Genomic DNA, 21,239 nt, shown 5'->3' with positions numbered 1-21,239 from the left:
TTCATTATCCTTTTCGGAAGTATCCGACGACCGAGTCCGTCGCGACGACGTTGATGAATACTGTCTCGTCCGCTTCCCGACAAATCCGTTCGATATCCCGCAATTCGTGACGCTCAATGACCATCATCAACGTCGCTTTCTCAGCTCGTGAATACGTACCGATCGAAGGAATCTGCGTGATTCCACGAATGATGTGCTGATGCAGAGCCGTCGTGATGTCATCCGCATGATTCGTGACGATAAACATCGTCAAGCGTTGGTTACTTGTATGAATCTCATCGACGACCTTAGAAGTCACGTAGATGAAGACGATCGTATATAAGGCAGTCGACCAGCCGAACAAGGCACCTGCCAATAGCGCGATCAAAAAGTTCAAGACGAACAGATATAAGCCGACACTGCGATCGGAAAAACGGGCAAAGATGAGGGCAACGATATCAAACCCACCCGTCGAAGCACCGAATTTAATCGTGATACCGGTACCAATCGCAAGCAAGACCCCTCCAAACACTGCATTCAGTGTCTGATCACCTGGTATGACAGCATATTGAGGAATAAGGCCAATAAAAATCGTCGTTGCCAGAACCGAAATCAACGTGACGATTGTAAAACTCCGACCTAACATGATCCATGCAAGCACGATCAAAGGGATGTTCAGCGCTAAGAACCAAACGTTTTCACCAAACGCAAACGCTGTATTTTGAAGGACTTGCGTCAAGATTTGGGCAAGTCCTGTAAATCCAGTCGAATAAACACCACTTGGAATCAAAAACCAGTTCATGGCAACGGCAATGACGAATCCTCCAATCGTAGCCACGATCACTTTTAACATACTTTCCTTTACTACTGCTGTCACACGCCGTTCTCCTCTCATTCATAACTATCTTGAAACACTTTAGCACATTCAAATGTCGCCGGATAGTCAAGATTTCCAAAGATTGATGTTCTTTTTCATGATGGCGTTTTCATTTGTGACAAAGGTGTCCTCTAATTCGTGTTACACAAAAAAAGAACCGACTTGGCATCGGTTCTTTTTCATCGTATTTATACTGTCATCGAAGCAGGCACCGTAATCTTTCCTCCTGCCGGAACTTCTACAGTCGTTCCATGAACGTTTAAGCTGAATGCTTCGCCTTCCGTCTGAGTGATTTCGACGGCGTTTGGCTGAACATGGACATGGATATGATGACCGCGCCACTGCATCCGGAACGCATAGCTCGTCCAGCCTTTTGGCAACATCGGCTTAAAGGACAACGTATCGTTCGCTACCCGTAATCCGGCGAACCCGTGGACGATCGACATCCAAGATCCAACCATCGACGTGATGTGTAATCCGTCTTCTGTATCATTGTTGTAGTTATCAAGGTCAAGTCGTGCCGAACGTTGGTACAGTTCGACCGCTTTTTCCTCATAGCCGACTTCCGCTGCAATGATCGAGTAGATACACGGAGATAATGATGATTCGTGAACCGTACGTGGTTCATAGAAATCGAAGTTCGCTTTCTTCTCTTCTAGACTGAAGCGATCCGTCAAGAAGTAGAGACCTTGCAGGACATCTGCCTGTTTGATGAATACAGAGCGAAGGATCCGGTCCCAAGACCAATTCTGGTTCAGCGGAAGATGTTTTGGATCGAGTTCAGCGACCAGGATTTGTTCCTTATCCATGAAGCCATCCTGTTGCATGAAGATACCAGGAGCTGCTTCATCTTTTGGATAATACATCTTCGCGTCGATATCTGCCCACTTCGCCAGTTCCTCATCCGTCAACGCTAATTGATGCATGAGTTCTTGCAAACGTTCTGGTTCTTCTTGTGCCAAATGACGGTGAACGGTCTGCGTATATTCGAGACACCATGCTGCGATCAAATTCGTATACCAGTTGTTGTTGACGTTGTTCTCGTATTCATTTGGTCCCGTCACCCCAAGAATCATATAGACATCCTTATGCGCCACATAATTGACACGGCTTGCCCAATAACGAGCAATCTCGACTAACACTTCAAATCCGTATTGTCCGAGATACGATGTGTCACCCGTGTAGTTCGTGTAATTATAAATCGCATGCGCAATTGCACCGTTCCGGTGAATTTCTTCATGTGTGATTTCCCACTCGTTGTGGCACTCTTCTCCGTTCATCGTCACCATCGGATAAAGCGCACCCTTCATCCCAACATTCTTATCCGCATTTTCTTTTGCTTGCGGTAATTGATTGTGGCGATACTTGAGTAAATTCCAAGCCACTTCCGGTTTCGACGTCGCAAGGTAGAAGTTCAAGCAGTACGCTTCTGTATCCCAATACGTCGCACCACCATACTTCTCGCCCGTGAAGCCTTTTGGTCCGATGTTGAGGCGTGAGTCTTCACCTGTGTAGGTCTGGAACATATGGAAGATGTTGAAACGAATCCCTTGCTGTGCCTCGACATCACCTTCAATCTTCACATCCGCTTCTTCCCAGTGGTGCAACCAAGCTGCTTCATGTGTCGCAAGCAATGGTTCAAAGCCTGATTCGAATGCGACGTGAACCCGTTTCATCGCTTGCTCCAGTAACGCATCGATTTCATGATCGCGATTCGTTACGAGCGCAACGAATTTCTCGACAGTGACACCCTCACCTACTGCGGCTTGTTTCGTGAAACGATTCGCGACGTACTGCGTATTGCCATCGACGACCTCACACCGTGCGCCTTCGACGTCCGTGATCATAGCTGCCGTCACATGCCAATCGAGCTTTTTTGTTTTTGATGTGACATAACCAAACCGTTCTTCAATTCCGTGTTCAACGGGAAGCCAGAACTTCTCATCATAGTTTGAGTCTTCATTCTCAACATCCGCATCGAGATATGATTCAATGATGACCTCTGCTTCGAAATTGACAGGTGTTACCGTATATTGCAAGGCAGCAATTTCTTTATCGACGATCGAGAAGAAACGCTTGGATTCGACTTTTATCTCTTCTTCTCCATGCTTCAACAACATCGCCCGCGTCAACACACCATGTTGCATATCAAGTTCACGTTTGAAGTCGATGACTTCCCACGTATTCAAATCAACAGTTTTTCCGTTGACAGATACTTTCAAACCCATGATGTTGACAGCATTGAGTACTTTCGCGAAGTACTCCGGATAACCGTTTTTCCACCAGCCGACACGTGTCTTATCCGGATAATAAACACCTGCGACATACATGCCTTGATGCGTGTCCCCTGTGTACTCTTCTTCAAACGTTCCGCGCATTCCCATATGACCGTTTCCGATCGATGTCATCGATTCTGCCAATCGATTATCTTCTGGATGAAAACCAAGCTCTGTAATTTTCCACTCATTGACCTCAAAAAGTCGTTTCATCGTCAAGTCGCTCCTTTTTTATGCTACGCATGTCAGTCAATCTGATCATGTAAGCGTTTCATCTATACTCTACATTCTTTATTGTACACATAAAAAGCATCAATGCAATCGTTTGCACGAAAATAAATTTCTTTTTCTGCAACCGCTTCCTTTTACTAGAAATCGACATCCATTTGAATCAAAAAAAGTCTATTTTCAAACCAATCGGTTTAAAAATAGACTTCTGTTTCACGCTTCAGATTTTCCGCCACAAGACTGACGGACGACGAGATAATGTGGAACGATGACGCGCTTCCCATAAGGGGTCGCATCTTCATTGATTTGTTCAATCAAACAATTCGTCGCTTCAAAACCAAGTCCAAAGATATTGATTTCAACAGAAGTCAACGGTGGGCTTGAGAATTCTGCGATGAACAAGTTATTGAAACTGACGACGGCCATTTGATCCGGCACACCGATCCCCATCTCATTCAGGGTACTCATGACACCAAGTGCCATCATGTCGTCACTGACGACGACAGCCGTCGGCGGATGTTCAAGCGACATCAGTCGTTTGACTGCCTCAGCGCCTCCTGTCGTCATGAATGGTGCACTGACGATGTAGGATTCTTGAATCGGGATGCCCTCTTCCATGAGAGCCGTCTTGTAACCCCCGACACGTTCTTGCGTCACAGCTAAGTCCTGTGCGCCTCCGACGAATGCGATACACTCATGCCCAAGTTGATGCAAGTACTTCGTCACTTCGCGACCGGCTAGATAATTATCCGTATCGACATACGTGACATGTGATGAATCACTGAATGGTTTTCCGACGACGACGAACGGAAACTTCGAATCTTGCAGAAATTGAACGACTTTGTCATCCGTACGGGAATACAGTACGACGACACCATCGACACGACGGCCCTGAACCATCGAGACGACACCTTCATATACTTCTTCTTCCGAGACACCTGTTGTCATATATAACGAATATCCATTTTGATGCGCTTTTGTACTGATTCCTCGAATGACCTCCGAAAAGAACGGGTTTTGTAGCGTTTTTGTTGCAGCACTTGGCATGACGAGACCGATCGCTTGTGTCGTTCGATTCGCGAGACTGCGCGCATGAACGTTCGGATAATACCCGAGCTCATCCATCGCCTGCCGCACCCGTTCCTTCGTCTTTTGACTGATGCGTGAACTATTCGCAATGACGCGTGATACCGTCGAGGGTGCGACATTCGCTTCCCGTGCTACATCCTTGATTGTTACCTGCATCCCCTTCACCTCACATTTCTCCTAGTTAAGTATTTTATTTTGTTTGACGTTGCATGCGTTTACGGTGAACGAGAAGAAGTATGAGCGCTAAAATCGGAGCAATCGCACCAATTGCGATGATCGACCACCAGTTGACTTGTGACTTTTCGATGACATAGCTGTTCGCACTATTTGCATCAAGCGTGATCTCATAGGCGTCACCATCTTGACGCACCAAGTCTGAGAATAAAAGTCCTCTTAGACGCTGATCATCACCGACTTCTTTCGCAGACACGCGTAAGCTCGTCTTTTTTTCTCCAAGATTAATCGCGTAAATGACTTTTTGTTGTTTCGTCTCCCGTGAGTAGACTGCCATATGATCGGTTTTTGCGATCAAGCGTTGCTTCCCTGTTGCAAACGCTGGGTAGTCCTGACGCATCTCGTTCAACGTTTTTACGTACTGTTGCATCTTCTTATTTTGATCAAATGTCATCATCATCCGGTTTCCAGGATCCTCACCACCTGGCATCGCCACCTCTGTTCCTTGGTAGACGATCGGCATCCCTGGTGCAGCATAGAGTGCGAACAGCGCTAATCGAAGCTGCCGCTCCTCTTCATCTGCTCCACCAATCTTTGCTTCCGTGATGAAGCGCTTGACATCATGATTATCAATGAAGGTTGCAAGTCCCTTGGCATTCGGATTAAACGTAGTATCTCGATTATAAACTGAATCGAGCTCTTCCGCGGAACCATTTTTGCGAGCAAACTGATCCTTGACTCCATAATAAAACGGGAAGTTCGTCACAGAATCAAAACCTAATTTCGAATAGGACGCGATTTTTCGCGGATCTCCATCGAACACTTCAGCCAACAAGAATAAGTCTGGATGCTTTTCTTTTACTGCTGGGATAAACGTTTTCCAAAATGACGCTGGCACATGGCGAACCGTATCGAGCCGGTATCCGTCTATACCCGTTTCATCGACCCAGTAGTTCGCGACATCAACTAAATAATCCACGACTTTCGGATTTTCTGTATTGAAGTCCGGTAAATCGAACAGCCAGTTATTCTCGACTTCCGACGGGTTATTCCAGTTCATGATCGGTTGATTTTTATGAAACCACTCCGGTTTTTCTTTCACCATTGGATGATTTGGTCCTAAATGATTGACGACAAGATCAAGGACGACCTTGATATCCCGTTTATGCGCTTCTTTGACGAGACGTTTAAACTCTTCCTTTGTTCCGAAGTGCGGATCAATCTCGTAATAATCATCCGTCCAGTATCCATGATAACCATTCGGACGGTTCTTAAAGATCGGCGTCAACCAAATCGAAGTGAATCCCTTTTCCTTGATGTAATCGAGACGTTTCGTCACACCTGCTAAATCGCCACCTTGGAACGCTTTTGGATTTTCGGGATCCGCCTCTCGATCATTACTCGGATCGCCATTCTCGAACCGGTCCACCATGATGAAATACATTCGTTCTTTTTCCCAACCTGCTGCTTCACCCGTCATCGGTTGAAGCCCGATAGACAAGAGAAGCGGCAAGAGGAGAAGCATTATGCCTCGTCTCATGCCGCTGATTTCCCCCTTATGATTATCCTTTCGTTCCACCTGCTGTCAATCCAGACACGAAGAAGCGCTGGAATGCGAAGAAGAGAAGAACGATTGGAACTGCTGATAATACGGCACCTGCCGCAAATAACGTGAAGTTATTGTCGAACTGCTCCGACACCATGTTGTACAACCCGACCGCAAGTGTCTGTTTCTCAGGAGAACGCAGGACGAGCGATGCTAAAATGAAGTCGTTGAATGGTGCCATGAAGTTGAACAATGCGATGACGGCGACCATCGGTTTTGCTAGCGGTAAGATGATTTGCCAGAAGATTCGTAAGTGACCGGCACCATCCATCCGTGCCGCCTCATCGAGTTCTTTTGGAATCGTATCGAAATATCCTTTTGCAAGATACGTATTCATTGGAATCGCGCCACCCGAGTAGAGTAGGATGAGCGCCAGATGCGTATCAAACAATTCTAACATATTAAGCAAGACATAAATCGCAATGATTGCAACGAATTGCGGTACCATCTGCAACACGAGGAACAAGATGAGTGAATTTTTCCGACCGACGAAGCGATAGCGTGAAAAAATGTATCCTGTTAAAGTGATTAGCGCGACGGAAACGACCATCGTGATGACGGCAATCTTGATTGTGTTTAAATACCACATGCCATAATCCGTTTTTGACGGATCAAACAAATCAAAGTAGTGAATCAAAGTCGGATTACTTGGGAAGATATCCGATGTAATACTTTTCCCTGGGTTAAGTGAAGTACCAACGACCCAAAGGAGTGGATAGACGATAATGATGGAGGCGACCGTCAAAATGAGATATGACAACGCCATGTTGATTCGGTTTTGTTTTCTCATATTAGATCATATCCTCATCTTTAAATGATTTTGAACGCTTGAACTGAATAACGGCAATCGTCATGATGAAGAACGACAACACAAGCGTGATCGCTGCTGCGAATCCATACTGCGGGTTCGCGCCAAGCGACAATTTGTAAATCCACGAAATCAAGATATCCGTTCCACCAGCCGATTGACCCGGTACTGCCGGTCCACCGTTGTTGAAGAGATAGATGATATTGAAGTTATTGAAGTTGAACGTATACTGCGTGATCAAGATCGGTGCTGTTGCGAAAAGAATCATCGGTAACGTGATTAAGCGGAATTTCTCTCCTGCTGTCGCTCCATCAATTGTTGCTGCCTCATAGAGATCCTCTGGTATCGACTGCAAGATCCCTGTCGTCAGCGTCATGATGTACGGAAAACCTAACCACCATTGAATCCCGATCAATGCAAGCTTCGTATACGTTGGATCCGTCATCCAGTCGAGACCGTTATCGAGACCAATCGCTGGTAACAATGTCGTATTGAAGACACCGAATGTCTCATTGAACATCGAGCGGAAGATCAAAATCGTGATGAACGCTGGTACTGCCCATGACAGGATCAAGATGGAACGGAAGAACCGTTTTCCTTTGAGTCCCTTTTGGTTCAGTAAGACTGCCAGTCCGATACCGATCGCGATGACACCTGTCGTCGAAGCGACGGTCCAGACAAGCGTCCAACCAAGAACGCTGACGAATGTGTCGCGGAAAATATCAACCGTGAAGATATTCAAGAAGTTTTGAATCCCGATCCAGTCAACCAGCTTTGCTGGCGGCGAGTTGTTGAACTTATAGTTTGTAAAAGCAATCAAGAAAGTAAAAATCAACGGTAAGACGACCGTGAACACTAAAAGTACTAATGAAGGAATCAACATCGCATACGGGAATCCATTATCACGGAAATTCCGAAGTTGCATCTTCAAGGAAGGTACTTCGAGGTTCATGTCGCGCAACTTACCGATTCGATACGCATCGATAAAGTTCCAGACGTAAATGGTGATACCAAAGACAAGTAAAATCAAGGCAATGATGCCCTCGACCATTAGAAAGATCGAGTGATCCCCCCTTACGCCTGGTACCTCACCGAGTGTAATCAAGCCCCAAATCGCTCCGCGATCGCCAGGACCATTTCCGGCTCCTTTGAAGAACAGTTCAAAGTTGACGAGAAAATATGATAGTACGACGACAAAAAATGTCGCGCCTTTAAGGAATTGTTTATTGTATAGTTGTCCTACTCCTGGAATGATCGACATCAGCGCCGCAATCGTGCGGTGGTTCGTCTTTTTTTCAGGCGTTGGATTCGTCGGGTGTGGTGTTGCAATCGCAGCCATCGTCCGTTCTCCTTTCCAAAGGTCATGTCTGACCTCAGGCTTCTCTTCCAACCATAAAGATGAGGGGGAATTCAAGATCCCCCTCTCTTTATCTCTTTTTCATGGATTCACGCGTTCCATTTACGCTTATTGATTGTTAGCTTCGATTTGTTGCTTGATTTGTTTGACAGCATCATCAGCTGATTTTTGTGCATCTTGCTTGTTTGTTGCAACAAGCTGGAGTGCTGCTGCCATTGGTTCCCAAACTTGACCCATCTCAGCGATGTTCGGCATTGGCACACCGTTTTGTGATTGTGCGAAGACTGCTGCTGCGACTTCGTTATCCTTGATTGCTGCATCTTCTTGAAGCGCAGTGACTGGTGGGATCTCATTGTATTTTTCGAACATTGCTTTCGCGTTCTCTTCACCAGTGAGTGATGCCAAGAACTTCTCAGCCCATTCTGCATTTTCCGAGTATGCTGAAATCGCGTATGTTTTTACACCAACGAATGTTTTAATCGGCTCACCGTTTGGAAGTTTCGGAAGTGCTGAAGCTCCGAGGTTGATGCCTTTTTCTTTATAGCTCGCAACTGCCCATGGACCGTTCATGACAGCAACAGCTTTTTTATCGCCGAAGAGTTGGTCAAGTGCTTGACCACCGCCACCACCGATAAGACCTTTCGGGAAGAGACCTTCTTTGTACCACTTGCCGATGTAATCCATACCTTCTACAGCACCTTTGTTGTTCAAGCCAATATCTGCTGGATCCAATTTGCCACCGTTGTCTTTGAAGACATATCCGCCGTAGCCACCGATTGGACCGTGCGCGAAGTAGAAGTTATCCCAAAGCGCGAGGAATCCGTATTTACCGTCTTTCTTTTGCTCAGTTGAGATCTTGTACAGATCATCCATTGAAGCTGGTGCTTCTTTTAATTCATCTTTATTGAAAAGGAGGATTGGTGTTTCAACTGCTTTCGGATATCCGTAGACTTTACCGTCAAACGTTACTGCTGATTTCGCTGTATCGATGAATGGCTCAAGTGCTTTTTCGCCATCTTTGAGTTCTGCGATCAAGCCTTGGTCAACGACTGTACCGATTTGGTCGTGTGGAAGAAGCATGATGTCCGGTCCTTTACCTGCTGGTCCGTCAAGTGCTACTTTCTTCTGCTGATCTGTCATCTTAACTTCTTTGACTTCAACTTTGACGCCTTCTTTTTCTTCGAACGCTTTAGCTGCCGCTTTAGTCGTTTCAGCTTTTTCAGTGTCTTCCCAGATGACGATCTTGCTTGGTTTTTTACTGCCTGAATCTGAAGATGATGATTCAGAATCTGATCCACCGCCACATGCTGCAAGTGCACCGATTGCCATGACAGATACAGAGAGACCTGCTACGAATTTTTTCATTTCCATGATTAAAATTTCCTCCCCAAGTTAACTTATGAATGATAAGTTTTAATGCACAACGTTTGCATAAAGGCACAACCATTTTCTCATGATAACAACCGAGCAATTGTAAGCGTTTTATGAAAACGTTTGCATCACCTTTACATTTTTATTATACAATCTAAAATCCTTTTGACAAGTCCTTTTATTCAATTATTTTCTTACATTTCAAAACTTTTTATTTTTGATTTCATTATTTGAATCAAATGCTGTAGAGAATAAGTACATAAAAAAGAAAACGTTTTCATTTTTATCTTTTGCACAACATGATGCAAACGATTGCATCATACTCTCGACTTTTATCAGGAATCCTTGATTTCACGGGATTGGAATTGACTTTAAGAAAGCGCTTTACTATTCTTAGGTCGAAGACATAATCAATATGATGCAAGCGATTGCGTTAAGGAGTGACTGCCATGTTCAAAGAAGCTGTGTTTCACCGCGCGATGTCTCCGTTCGTCTATAAATATGATGAGCGAACAATCCACATCCGTTTACAAACGAAAAAAAATGACGTTGATCACGTCGATTTGATTTGGGGCGATCCGTATGATTGGCATACCGAAAACCCAGATGCTGCCGATTGGAACTTCGATCCCTCAAAATCCAACTACTGGAATACATTTGAAACACCGATGAAGCGAAGTGGATCAGATGAACTATATGATTATTGGTTCATCGATGTCGTTCCACCCTTCCGTCGTCTACGATATGGTTTCCGTCTCCATGACAGTGCAACAAGCCAAGTCTTTACAGAGCGTGGATGGTTCGATGAAAAACCGCTCGATGATACAGGCTACTATTTCTGTGTTCCTTTCCTTAATGCAGTCGACGTATTCACTGCACCGGATTGGGTCCAGGATACAGTTTGGTATCAAATCTTCCCAGATCGCTTTGCAAATGGCGATGCGACGAATGATCCAGTTGGTACACTTCCATGGAATAGTACGGCACCGACAACGACGAATCTCTTCGGTGGAGATTTCCAAGGTGTCATCGATCATATTGACTACCTTGTTGAACTCGGCATCACTGGTATTTACTTCTGTCCGATCTTCTTAGCAAAATCGAACCATAAATACGATACGATCGATTACTTAGAAATTGATCCACAGTTTGGCACAAAAGAAAAGTTCAAGGAAATGGTTGATTTGTTACACGCACATGGCATTCGCATCATGCTCGATGCTGTTTTCAATCATGCCGGCTTCCACCATAAAGCTTTCGCTGATATTCGTGAACATGGTAGTCATTCGACATACAAGGAATGGTTCCACTTACGAGATTTCCCACTCATAACCGAGCCGCTACCGAACTATGATACATTTGCTTTTGTTCCCGAGATGCCAAAATTCAATACAGAAAACGATGAAGTCAAATCATACTTGCTTCATGTCGCTCGTTACTGGGTCGAGGAATTCGGTATCGATGGTTGGCGACTCGACGTCGCCAACGAGGTTGATCACGCATTCTGGCGTGATTTCCGTCAAGTCGTCAAATCGGTCAACCCTGACACGTATATCCTTGGTGAAATTTGGCATGATTCACAGGAATGGTTGCTCGGTGACCAGTTTGACGCTGTCATGAACTATCCATTTACGAATGCCGCTTTGAACTTCTTTGCCTTAGATAAAACTAAAGCAACTTCGTATGCGAACGATATGTCGCATGTATTGTTCTCAAACACGATGAATGTCAATGAAGTGACCTTTAATTTAATCGGTTCACACGATACACCACGTGCGTTGACGCGTGCTGGCAATAACAAACAGAAGCTTCGTCTTCTCTTGTTATCGATGTTGACGTTCTCGGGTAGTCCTGTCATCTATTATGGTGATGAAATCGGTCTCGATGGCGATCAAGATCCAGGCTGCCGAAAATGTATGCCATGGGATCCAGAGGAGCAGGATCGGAAGTTATTCGCCTATACGCGACACTTGTTACAGCTTCGAAAGCAGCATAAGACACTCGCGAACAAAGGACATATCTCTTTCGTTCATGCGAATGATGAGACGAATACGATCATCATGCGTCGCATGAGCCCGGAAGGATTGTATTATATCTACTTCAACAATTCAGATGTTCCTGTTTCATTGACCGCTCCACAAGCTGGTCGAGGGCTTGATTTATTGACGAACACGCACCAGCAGACACTTGATGTTTCTCTCCCCGCGTATTCTGGAACGATCGTTCAAGTCTTATAACCACCTAAAAGCCTGTATACTCACCTTCTAAAAAAGAAGTTTTGTGTACAGGCTTTTTCTGTATCCGTTCTCCAAGATAAAAACAAGTTAATGAATGCCATCGAATTAGGGTATAGGGTACAGAAAGGAGGACATCCTCTATGGAAATTTTCTTTTACGCTGGTCTCATCCTCATCGGCTTGTTTACGATCAGTTACTTGAGTGAACGATTCCACGTCCCGAGTATTCTGGCCTTCATCTTGATTGGAATCGTCCTTGGATTTTATTACGATCCTCCCGAAGAACTGAAACTCGGAGGAGAAGCGGGCATCATCGTCCTGTTCTTTTTACTCGGTCTAAAATTTTCAGTGGCGGACTTGCTGATTCAGCTCCGTTCCATTTGGAAAGCAGGAGTCATCGATATTCTACTTTCGTTTGGTGGAACAATCCTGTTGACTTTATCGTTCGGTTTTTCTATCGCCGAATCGTTTTTGATCGGCTGTGTCTTGTATGCGACGAGTTCTTCGATTTCAGCTCGACTGCTCGATCGGGAACCGGATAAACATCAGGATGTGAATCGCTTCGTGCTGTCCCTACTCGTCTTCGAAGATTTGATGGCACCGATCCTACTGACGACGGCACCGTTCGTTTTAGAGACTGAGACGTTCTCGGTAGCAAAAATTAGTATCATCTTTCTCGGATTTGGCTTCTTCTTCATTGCTTTAATCATCATGACGTTGTTCATCCGAAGACGGAAACGTCTCGTCGATTCACTCTACCGTCATCCTGATGCCGGCATCGGAATCATCGGGTTAATCTTGTTATTTTCCGGTATCGGTATTTTATTCGGCTTGTCAGAAGTACTTGGCGCCTTCATCATCGGTATTCTGTTAACCGAACTGGATGAGACGCGTTATCTTAAACGACTAGTCACGCCGTTTCAAGACTTATTATTACCATTGTTCTTTATCACGTTCGGAATGTCATTCGAGTTGACTGACGGATTACCGATTGATCTATTTTTCTTCGCTCTTGTCATTTGGGGAGTCGTCTCTAAATTCTTAGTCGGTTACCTCGGCGGAAGGTCCTTTGGTTTATCGAATTATCATGCGATCGAATCTGGCTTTTGTCTTGGTCCACGTGGTGAATTTTCGATACTTTTCATCACGCTCGCTAGTGGTGCATTCGTGACGTTGACCGGGATATACATTTTTGTTTCTGCTTTTCTTGGAATTTTACTATTCCGTATCTCTACAGGATTGACGAACCGTACACATGCGACCGCACGAAAAATCAAAAAGAAATTGAATTAAAAAGACGTCGGTGCCTCGTGCGTTTCCGACGTCTTTCTTCTATATATGTTCTTCGATTCATCGTCCGACAAAAACAGGGCGTTTTTTTTCGATGAAGGACTCAACCGCGTGACGGTGGTCTTCCGTTTTTCCAGCACGTGACTGATAGATGATTTCTTGAGCTAGCATTTCCTCCAAATTATTTTCATAACTCGCTGCTTGCAGCTGCTTAATGTACCCGATCACTTTCGTCGGACGATTCGCTAGCTGACGAGCAAAAGCTGTGACCTCTTCAGCAAATCGTTCCGCTTCAATGCTTCGCGTCGCAAGGTTGAGCGTAACGGCTTCTTCTGCTGAAATCGTATCACCGAGTAACGCAAGCTCCGTTGCTTTTGCCGCTCCGATCAGTCGAGGTAAGAAATACGGGGCACCCGCATCCGGAACAAGACCGATATTAATGAATCCGAGCGACAATTTCGCTTCAGAGTGGACGAGCCGGAAATCACAAGCAAGCGTCAATGATAAACCGGCACCTGCTGCAACACCATTGATGGCAGCAATCGTCGGTTTTTTCGTTTTAGCGAGTGCCCGAACGACAGGATGATAATACTGCTGTAGATATTCACCATGATCGAGCTCAGGCGAGACGTTTTTCAAATCTTGTCCTGCACAAAAACCGCGTCCTTCACCAGTCAAGACAATGACACGTACTTCCTCATCCTGATTCGCTTCTTCTAGAGCGTCTGCCAGCTCTTCTAATAAATTCGACGTTAATGCATTCAGTTGTTTGGGTCGAGCCAGCGTTAGCGTTGCGATTTGATCCTTGACGACATAATGCATTTCTCGTTTCATCAGATTCCCCTACCTTTTAAAAAATGAATGATTGTTCATTATGATGTATTCGTGATATTTTATGAAAATCCTTTTAAATCTCTTTTTTTTCGATGAAAGACAAAAAACCCTCTTTCATTATGAAAATCGAAGGCGTATAGTTTCAAAAAGATAAAGAAACACTATTCGTTTTATGAAACAAAGGGGATTTATTTATGAAAACAGTCAAGCAACCAAGCTTATTCCACATTACGTGGCCATTATTCATCGAGATTGCATTGCATATGAGCCTCGGGATCATTGCAACGTTGATTTTAAGTTATTACTCAGATAGCGCTGCTGCGGCAGTCGGTGTATCCAATCAAATTTTGAATATCTTCATTATTCTCTTTAACATCACCTCGGTCGGTGCAACGATCATCATTGGTCAGTACCTCGGTGCAAGAAAGACGCAAAACGCTCGTCAAACGGCTCGTTCTGCTTTTGCGATTAACTTGTATACCGGTCTAATCGTTTCTCTGACCGTCGTGTTGTTCGGAAGACAACTCCTTGGATTTTTCTCGTTAGAAGGAGAGACACTCGTCTATGGCGAAACGTTCATTAAGATCGTTGGTCTGTTCCTTTTCTTAGAAGCCATCTCATTGACACTGGGTGCGATTCTTCGGAGTCATGGATTCACTAAAAATGCTATGTACGTCACGCTACTGATGAATTTCGTTAGTGCTTTTGGTAACGTCATCGCTGTTCTTGGACTCTTCGGCATTCCCGTTCTCGGTGTTGCTGGTGTCGCTTGGTCGATCGTCATCGCCCGGACAATCGCTGTCCTGGTCTTGTTCTTTGTCGTTTACCGCAAACTTTCTTTACGTTTTACAGTAAAAGACTTGATTCATTTCAATCGTGAGGATGTGAAACGAATCATGAACATCGGAATCCCATCTGCTGGTGAAGGGATCTCGTATCAATTCTCACAACTCATCATCACAGGATTCATCGCAACAATTGGTGAAGCAGCGTTGTCTGCTCGTGTTTATGTATCGAATATCACAATGCTTTGTTTCTTATTCACACTTGCGATCGCGCAAGGAACGCAATTACTCGTCGCACGCCAAGTTGGTGCGCAACAATTCGAACAAGCATACGGACGGGCTGTGAAAACATTGAAGATCGCTGTTTTCGCAAGCTTCATCTCAGCTGTTGCACTTGCTTCATTCGGTTCATCGATTCTATCAGCGTTCACATCGAGTCCTGAAATCATTGCAATCGGTATCCCACTACTTTGGGCAAGTGTCATTCTTGAACCAGGTCGCGCAATGAACATCGTACTGATGGGAACTCTTAAATCGGCAGGAGATGTTCGTTTCCCTGTCGCCATCGGTATTCTATCGATGTGGGGAATCGCGGTCGTCCTCAGTTATACACTTGGTCTTGGTTTCGGTCTTGGTTTACTTGGAATCTGGATTGCCTTCTCTGCTGACGAATGGTTCCGTGGCATTTTCGCCATGAAACGTTGGCACGGACGGAAATGGGTCCAATACTCACTCGTCAAAGGAGAAACACATGAGCAAAACGAACGTCGAGAGGCTTCTGAAGCAGTCTAAGATTGACTTTGAATCCCTCACTTATCCTGTTGATCTTGATGATTTATCTGCTGAAGCTGTCGCTAGAAAGATTAATTACCCCCTTTCGACCATTTTTAAAACCCTTGTTTTGAAAATGGTCGAAAATAAATATGTCTTCGTCGTCATTTCGGGGGAAGAAGAACTCTCTCTAAAGGCAGCGGCTAAAGCATTGCATTCGAAAAAAGTCGCGCTTGTTCCGATGAAGGAGTTAGAATTCCTGACTGGCTATATTCGAGGTGGTGTCTCTGCTATCGGTGCTAAGAAGAATTTTCCCGTTCTTTTATCGGATCGTGCTATCCATGAACCATTCATCATCATATCCGCTGGAAAACGTGGACATCAAGTTCGATTGAATCCTCATGATTTTTTATCTTTCACTCAAGGGATTCTCTTCACAAACGGCTGAATTCCATCTCCTAACTATGATATGATGAGTAGTATCGATGAAGTGGCAGGAGGAATCATTTTGTGGAAAGATCGTGTTCGTAATTCAATACCCAACCTATTTACGTTCGGAAATCTGTATTGTGGTTTTTTAGCCATCGTCATGGCAGCAAAAGGTGATTTTCAAAATGCCACCTTACTAATCGTCATCGCGATGATGCTTGATAGTCTGGACGGACGTCTTGCTCGGATGCTTGGTGTAGCAGGCGACTTCGGAAAAGAACTGGACTCATTAGCAGATATCGTGACATTCGGTGTCGCACCTGCAATGATGGCCTACTATACGTATTTCTATGAATTCGGAGAAGTTGGTTTACTAATCTCTGCTCTGTTCCCGTTATTCGGCGCATTCCGTCTTGCCCGGTTTAATTTATCGGCAACGAATGTGGCATCTGCTTATTTTTCAGGTGTACCGATTACAGCGGCAGGTGGTATTTTGGCCGTCGTGACGTTGTTTAGCGGACGAATGAATGATTTGATGGTTCCACTCGTCTTCACAGGTCTTGCCTTCTTAATGGTCAGTCGTGTCAAGATTCCAAGTTTCAAAGACATTCCCGTCCCGCGCCATACATTTGTCATCACCTTTACATTGCTGTACGTGACGTATGTCATGATTGCTCGTAGTAATGAATGGTCGACTTTTTGGTTCGTCGCTGTTCCGTTATACATCGCGTTTCTCCTTTTCTCATTTATCAAAAAGAAGAAGCAAAAGCAACATTCAAATGGCTGATGACCTCAAGTGGTCTAGTTTCTCGTACGAGAAACTAGACCACTTTTTTTATTGGACCGCTTCTCCCTCGCTCGTTTTCAAGATATATGGGTATACTTATGACAGAAGCTATCACGGAAATGGAGGAATGTCACGCATGGAACAGTTCCATAAACGTCTTTGGATTTTCTTTTCGATTTGGTTTACCATCGGCTTGATCTTAGTCGGATTTTCTATACTACCCCCTTGGCTCGAATGGGCCAACGCCGTTTTTTTATTCGCTTCCGGCTTATACGCTGCCCTCTACTTTTGGCATGTCTTACCGAAGGGACGCCTTGTCATCCCCTTCATCTTCTTTGGTTCGATCATCATCGAGTCGATTGGCGTTCATACCGGTTGGCCGTTTGGAACATATCGTTATGAATCCGACTTTGGTGTGCAATTATTAGGTGTGCCGATTACGATCGGGGCTGCATGGTTGTCGGTCATGGGTGCGAGTCTCGCTTTCTCCCGTTTGTTCTCGTTTCGCTATAGTACACTGATTCTCGTTCCATTGTTTGCCGTTTGGCTCGATTTAGCGATCGATCCTGTTGCTGCTAATGTGAAGTCTTATTGGCTTTGGCAAGACGGTGGCTGGTATTACGATATTCCGACACAGAACTTCTTCGGGTGGTATGGAACGGCGCTCGTCTTTTCCTTTTTTATCAGTCGCTATCAAGTTAAGGCGACGGATGCCTCACTCGAGCAAAACAACCAATATCTCTTTTTAATGTTGCACACCTTATTCGGCGTAACGGCAGGAGTTTCTAGTCTCTATGGCGTCACTTTGATCAGCTTAAGTGCATTCATCATCTACTTCATTGTGAAACGAGGGGTTATCGTTGAAAGAAGCAAACAAAAGCAAATTAGCTGAGACCGTATTTCATACGTATGTCGATCATGCTTTGATTCAGCGTCATTTTCATCGTGTTTTATACCGCGCAGACGATCTACCCGTCCCAGGGCTCATGCTTGCTACGCATAGTTCTTGGTGGGATGGCATGATTCTCTTTCATTTAGATCAAACCTGTTTCCGTCATGATCCGTATGTCATGATTGACCAGGCAGGACTCGCCCGTTTTCCATTCTTCTCCCGTCTCGGAGCTTTCTCTGTCGACCGGACATCGTTCTCTGATATCAAGACAAGCCTTCAATATGCAAAAGCACAACTCCAAAACGGAAGCAGCGTCTGGATGTTTCCTCAAGGTGAGGAACGGCATCAAGAAGAACGACCGATGCATTTAGCAAGTGGAGCAACGCAATTAATGCGTCATGCGGATACCGTGTCTCTCGTCGCCTTCTACTATTCGTACGGACATGAACAGCAACCGGATGTCTATGTAAGGACGCGTCGCTTTTATCCATTGTCTGACGAACGATCCAGTGTCCAAGTAAAACGTCTGACAGTAGAGCTAACAGCACTATATGACGACATACGAGCAGATGCGATGGCAGAGCGTGTTGATTTGTATCGCTGTATCTCAAAACGAAGGGAACCACTCCCTGCGCGAACGGAACGCTGGTTACGGGCACTTCGGTCATGAGTTGGTTCTTTTTTTTCTTCGCTCTAGCTGTCTGTCTCTACACATGGGTCAATTTAGCTTTTTTACCTCGATTAACGGATGCCGTTCAACCAGATAGTCTAGCAATCTGCATCCCGTTACGTAACGAGGAGCGCAATGTACGAAAATTATTAGACGCACTGGAACCAGCTTTGACATCAGGGATGCACGTCTACTTATATGAAGATCGTTCGACCGATCGGACGCGTGAGTTATTGCTCGATCGGATTGGTCAAGACAATCGTTTTACGGTGATTGATGGTCTTCCCTTACCAGTAGGCTGGGCAGGAAAGGTCCATGCGTGTCATCAACTCGCGAGACGAACGACAGAGGACTATCTATTATTTCTCGATGCTGATGTGACACTGACACCTGATGCAATCTGTCGCTTATACGGAACGTTACGAACAGAACGAGCCGTGTTTCTTTCCGGTTTTCCGTCATTTCCTGTACCGACGTTTCTCGGGAAGTGTTTGATTCCGATACAACATGTTCTTATCGCACAGCATCTTCCGATTCCGTTTCGCAAGGTGAAACATCCGGCTTTTGCCGCTGCGAACGGTATGGTCGTCCTCGTCGAACGACAGGCTTACGAACAAGTCGGTGGACATGACAGTATTCGAACGGCTCTTGTGGACGACCTAGAGCTTTGTCGTACATTTAAACGACATGGATGGACAACGACACTTGTCGAAGTCGCCCCAGTTGTTTCTTGCGACATGTACGCCACGAATGAAGAGGTCTGGCAAGGTTTTCTAAAGAATGTCTTTCGTGGGATGAACGATTCCTACACCGTCGGATCATACTTTCTACTCTTTTACTTGATTCAAGCAAGCATCCTTCCTTATCTCATCATCCATCCTTCTTGGCAGATGGGTGCCGCGTTATTCCTTCTCTATATGGCGCGGTTACGGATCGATGGTGCAGCGCGGATTCGACATGTTTGGTGGCTTCATCCACTGGCGGTACTCCTTTATGTCATCTTGCTAGCCAGTGCGATGATTCGAAGCTTTAGGAAACGGGAAATCACATGGAAGGGTCGAACCTATTCATAAGGAGGAATCAATAGTATGAAACATATAGCTGTCATCGGAGCCGGTCTTGGTGGACTCAGCGCCGCCATTTCATTAGCTGCAAAAGGGTTTCGTGTCACTGTCGTCGAGCGTAATGCACATATTGGCGGCAAGATGATGCCGATCGTCACAGAAGGACATCGCTTCGACTTCGGACCGAATACGATTACAATGCCGGAAGTCTTTCAGTCTGTCATTCTCGAATCCGGTGCGGATCCTGATGAATACTTTACATTTACGAAACTCGAGCGCCATACGATCAATCACTTTTCAGACGGACGCACGTTAACCTTTTCGTCTGGGCGCGAAGCGATGCGAACAGAAGTAGATCGTTTCACGAACGGTCAGTTGGCGAAGAACGATATTACCGGTTACCAAGAGGAAGTCGCGAAGTTGCATACGATCGCCAAACGACAATTTTTCACAAATATCGATTCATATGTCCGCCCTTCCCTTTGGCGTGACATGCTAAAAGTGCATCCCTTTCAAAGTCTCCATGGACTGCATAAACACTACTTTAAGGATAAAGAGTTAATTCAGGCACTTGATCGTTATGCGACATATATCGGGAGCAGTCCGTATCAAACACCTGCTACCTTCAGTTTAATCGCTCATTTAGAATTGAATGACGGCGTCTACTTCACGAATGGCGGCAATACAGCAATCGCAGAAGGATTCGCTCGACGTGCAAAAGAACTCGGTGTCGTCTTCCGGCTTGGAGATGAGGTGACCCAGATCGAAGTCGTCGATGGACAAGCAACGGAAATTGAATTGAATCACTTGGAATATCTCCCGGTTGACTTCGTCGTCATGAACGGTGATTTGTTGACACAATATCCACGCCTGATCTCAGAAACCGCACGACCTGATTTTAAAAATCCGACGCCTGCTCAAGTCGAACCGTCCATTTCTGCCTATGTCCGTTGTATCGGTCTCTCACGTCGGATCGAAGGACTGGCTCATCATAACGTCTTCTTCTCTTCAGATTACGAAGCAGAGTTCAAAGCACTTTTTGATGAAAAACGTTATGCGGAGGAACCGACGATCTATATCTCCAATTCTTCCGTCACAGCCCCAGAAATGGGACAAGCGGGTGACAATCTGTTTGTACTCGTCAACGCGCCTGCGACAGATACTGGACATGCGATTGATTTTGATACGTATGATCAACTGATCAATCAACGGTTGCAGTCGTTTGGAATTGATATTTCATCAGATGTCGTCTACGAACAACGGGTCACACCACAGGATATCGAACAAACCTTCTTTGCTTATCACGGCTCGTTGTATGGCTTGTCATCCAATGGCATCCGGTCGTCTTTCCTCCGTCCGAGCAACCGTTCAAAGAATGTTCACAATTTGTTTTTTGCTGGTGGATCAACGCATCCTGGTGGTGGTAGTCCAATGGTGACGCTTTCAGGAAAACTAGCAAGTGAACGAATCGTCTCCGCTGTCGCCGCTACCCTGTGAACGTTATGTGAATTGCATATCAATCACTTGTACGGACAACTAAGATTTGATACGATTACTTCGAGTTCAAGAGGTAGTGATTGACCCCACATCCTCAATCAAGCGCAAGGTGACTTCCCCGAGTCAATAGCGTTGAAGAACTTACTTTTTCTAACCAGCGAAATCAAATGGGACCCACCCATTTCATCACGCGACTCATCGTGTGTCCATTCGCATGAC

The 21,239-nt window shown here is 45.2% G+C and carries 17 protein-coding genes; 9 read left to right on the top strand and 8 right to left on the bottom strand.

Going from position 1 to position 21,239, the window contains the following annotated elements; all coding sequences use genetic code 11:
* Nucleotides 1–4 precede the first annotated feature (4 nt).
* The 7 genes from Q9R23_RS00530 to Q9R23_RS00500 form a co-directional block, all read right to left on the bottom strand.
* On the bottom strand, nt 5–856 hold the full coding sequence (locus Q9R23_RS00530) for a YitT family protein (protein ID WP_311246242.1): 852 nt from the start codon (nt 854–856) through the stop codon (nt 5–7).
* A gap of 188 nt (nt 857–1,044) precedes the next feature.
* Nucleotides 1,045–3,345 carry a glycoside hydrolase family 65 protein gene (locus tag Q9R23_RS00525; RefSeq protein WP_214856709.1) on the bottom strand — a complete coding sequence of 767 codons (2,301 nt, stop codon included), beginning with the start codon at nt 3,343–3,345 and terminating at the stop codon, nt 1,045–1,047.
* Between the two features lie 228 nt (nt 3,346–3,573).
* Nucleotides 3,574–4,605 carry a LacI family DNA-binding transcriptional regulator gene (locus Q9R23_RS00520; RefSeq protein WP_035398727.1) on the bottom strand — a complete coding sequence of 344 codons (1,032 nt, stop codon included), beginning with the start codon at nt 4,603–4,605 and terminating at the stop codon, nt 3,574–3,576.
* A 34-nt stretch (nt 4,606–4,639) separates the two neighbouring features.
* Nucleotides 4,640–6,163, bottom strand: coding sequence for an alpha-amylase family glycosyl hydrolase (locus tag Q9R23_RS00515; protein WP_214856711.1), 1,524 nt, complete (start codon nt 6,161–6,163; stop codon nt 4,640–4,642).
* A 22-nt stretch (nt 6,164–6,185) separates the two neighbouring features.
* Entirely contained in the window at nt 6,186–7,019 is an 834-nt protein-coding gene (locus tag Q9R23_RS00510; RefSeq protein WP_023467409.1) for a sugar ABC transporter permease, read from the bottom strand.
* A gap of 1 nt (nt 7,020) precedes the next feature.
* Nucleotides 7,021–8,376, bottom strand: coding sequence for a carbohydrate ABC transporter permease (locus Q9R23_RS00505; protein WP_214856712.1), 1,356 nt, complete (start codon nt 8,374–8,376; stop codon nt 7,021–7,023).
* A gap of 126 nt (nt 8,377–8,502) precedes the next feature.
* A complete protein-coding gene (locus tag Q9R23_RS00500) occupies nt 8,503–9,759 on the bottom strand; it encodes an extracellular solute-binding protein (protein ID WP_174316741.1) in 1,257 nt (418 codons plus the stop codon).
* A gap of 455 nt (nt 9,760–10,214) precedes the next feature.
* On the opposite strand from Q9R23_RS00500, the gene Q9R23_RS00495 reads away from it, so the two are divergent.
* Both Q9R23_RS00495 and Q9R23_RS00490 read left to right on the top strand, forming a co-directional pair.
* On the top strand, nt 10,215–12,002 hold the full coding sequence (locus Q9R23_RS00495) for a glycoside hydrolase family 13 protein (RefSeq protein ID WP_290755097.1): 1,788 nt from the start codon (nt 10,215–10,217) through the stop codon (nt 12,000–12,002).
* Between the two features lie 140 nt (nt 12,003–12,142).
* Nucleotides 12,143–13,294, top strand: a complete 1,152-nt coding sequence (locus Q9R23_RS00490) for a cation:proton antiporter (RefSeq protein ID WP_214856715.1) — start codon at nt 12,143–12,145, stop codon at nt 13,292–13,294.
* Between the two features lie 57 nt (nt 13,295–13,351).
* On the opposite strand, the gene Q9R23_RS00485 is transcribed toward Q9R23_RS00490, so the two are convergent.
* On the bottom strand, nt 13,352–14,125 hold the full coding sequence (locus tag Q9R23_RS00485) for an enoyl-CoA hydratase/isomerase family protein (RefSeq protein ID WP_214856716.1): 774 nt from the start codon (nt 14,123–14,125) through the stop codon (nt 13,352–13,354).
* A 194-nt stretch (nt 14,126–14,319) separates the two neighbouring features.
* On the opposite strand from Q9R23_RS00485, the gene Q9R23_RS00480 reads away from it, so the two are divergent.
* The 7 genes from Q9R23_RS00480 to Q9R23_RS00450 all read left to right on the top strand — a co-directional run bounded on the left by Q9R23_RS00480 (nt 14,320) and on the right by Q9R23_RS00450 (nt 21,020).
* Nucleotides 14,320–15,702 (top strand): MATE family efflux transporter, encoded by a 1,383-nt coding sequence (locus Q9R23_RS00480; RefSeq protein WP_035398439.1) that lies wholly within the window; start codon nt 14,320–14,322, stop codon nt 15,700–15,702.
* A complete protein-coding gene (locus Q9R23_RS00475) occupies nt 15,662–16,129 on the top strand; it encodes an aminoacyl-tRNA deacylase (RefSeq protein WP_035409337.1) in 468 nt (155 codons plus the stop codon). Before Q9R23_RS00480 ends, Q9R23_RS00475 begins: the two co-directional genes overlap by 41 nt.
* Nucleotides 16,130–16,150: 21 nt before the next feature.
* Nucleotides 16,151–16,897, top strand: a complete 747-nt coding sequence (gene pssA, locus Q9R23_RS00470) for a CDP-diacylglycerol--serine O-phosphatidyltransferase (RefSeq protein ID WP_174316042.1) — start codon at nt 16,151–16,153, stop codon at nt 16,895–16,897.
* Between the two features lie 136 nt (nt 16,898–17,033).
* A complete protein-coding gene (locus Q9R23_RS00465) occupies nt 17,034–17,789 on the top strand; it encodes a carotenoid biosynthesis protein (protein WP_290755092.1) in 756 nt (251 codons plus the stop codon).
* Nucleotides 17,758–18,459 (top strand): lysophospholipid acyltransferase family protein, encoded by a 702-nt coding sequence (locus Q9R23_RS00460; RefSeq protein ID WP_251138018.1) that lies wholly within the window; start codon nt 17,758–17,760, stop codon nt 18,457–18,459. The genes Q9R23_RS00465 and Q9R23_RS00460 overlap by 32 nt, the downstream gene beginning before the upstream one ends.
* Entirely contained in the window at nt 18,456–19,532 is a 1,077-nt protein-coding gene (locus Q9R23_RS00455; protein ID WP_214856718.1) for a glycosyltransferase family 2 protein, read from the top strand. Before Q9R23_RS00460 ends, Q9R23_RS00455 begins: the two co-directional genes overlap by 4 nt.
* A 15-nt stretch (nt 19,533–19,547) precedes the next feature.
* Entirely contained in the window at nt 19,548–21,020 is a 1,473-nt protein-coding gene (locus Q9R23_RS00450) for a phytoene desaturase family protein (protein ID WP_035409346.1), read from the top strand.
* Nucleotides 21,021–21,239: the final 219 nt, after the last annotated feature.

It is taken from the genome of Exiguobacterium sp. BRG2 (genome assembly GCF_031844245.1).
Classification (GTDB): domain Bacteria; phylum Bacillota; class Bacilli; order Exiguobacteriales; family Exiguobacteriaceae; genus Exiguobacterium_A.
This window is presented reverse-complemented; position numbering and strand designations above follow the sequence as displayed.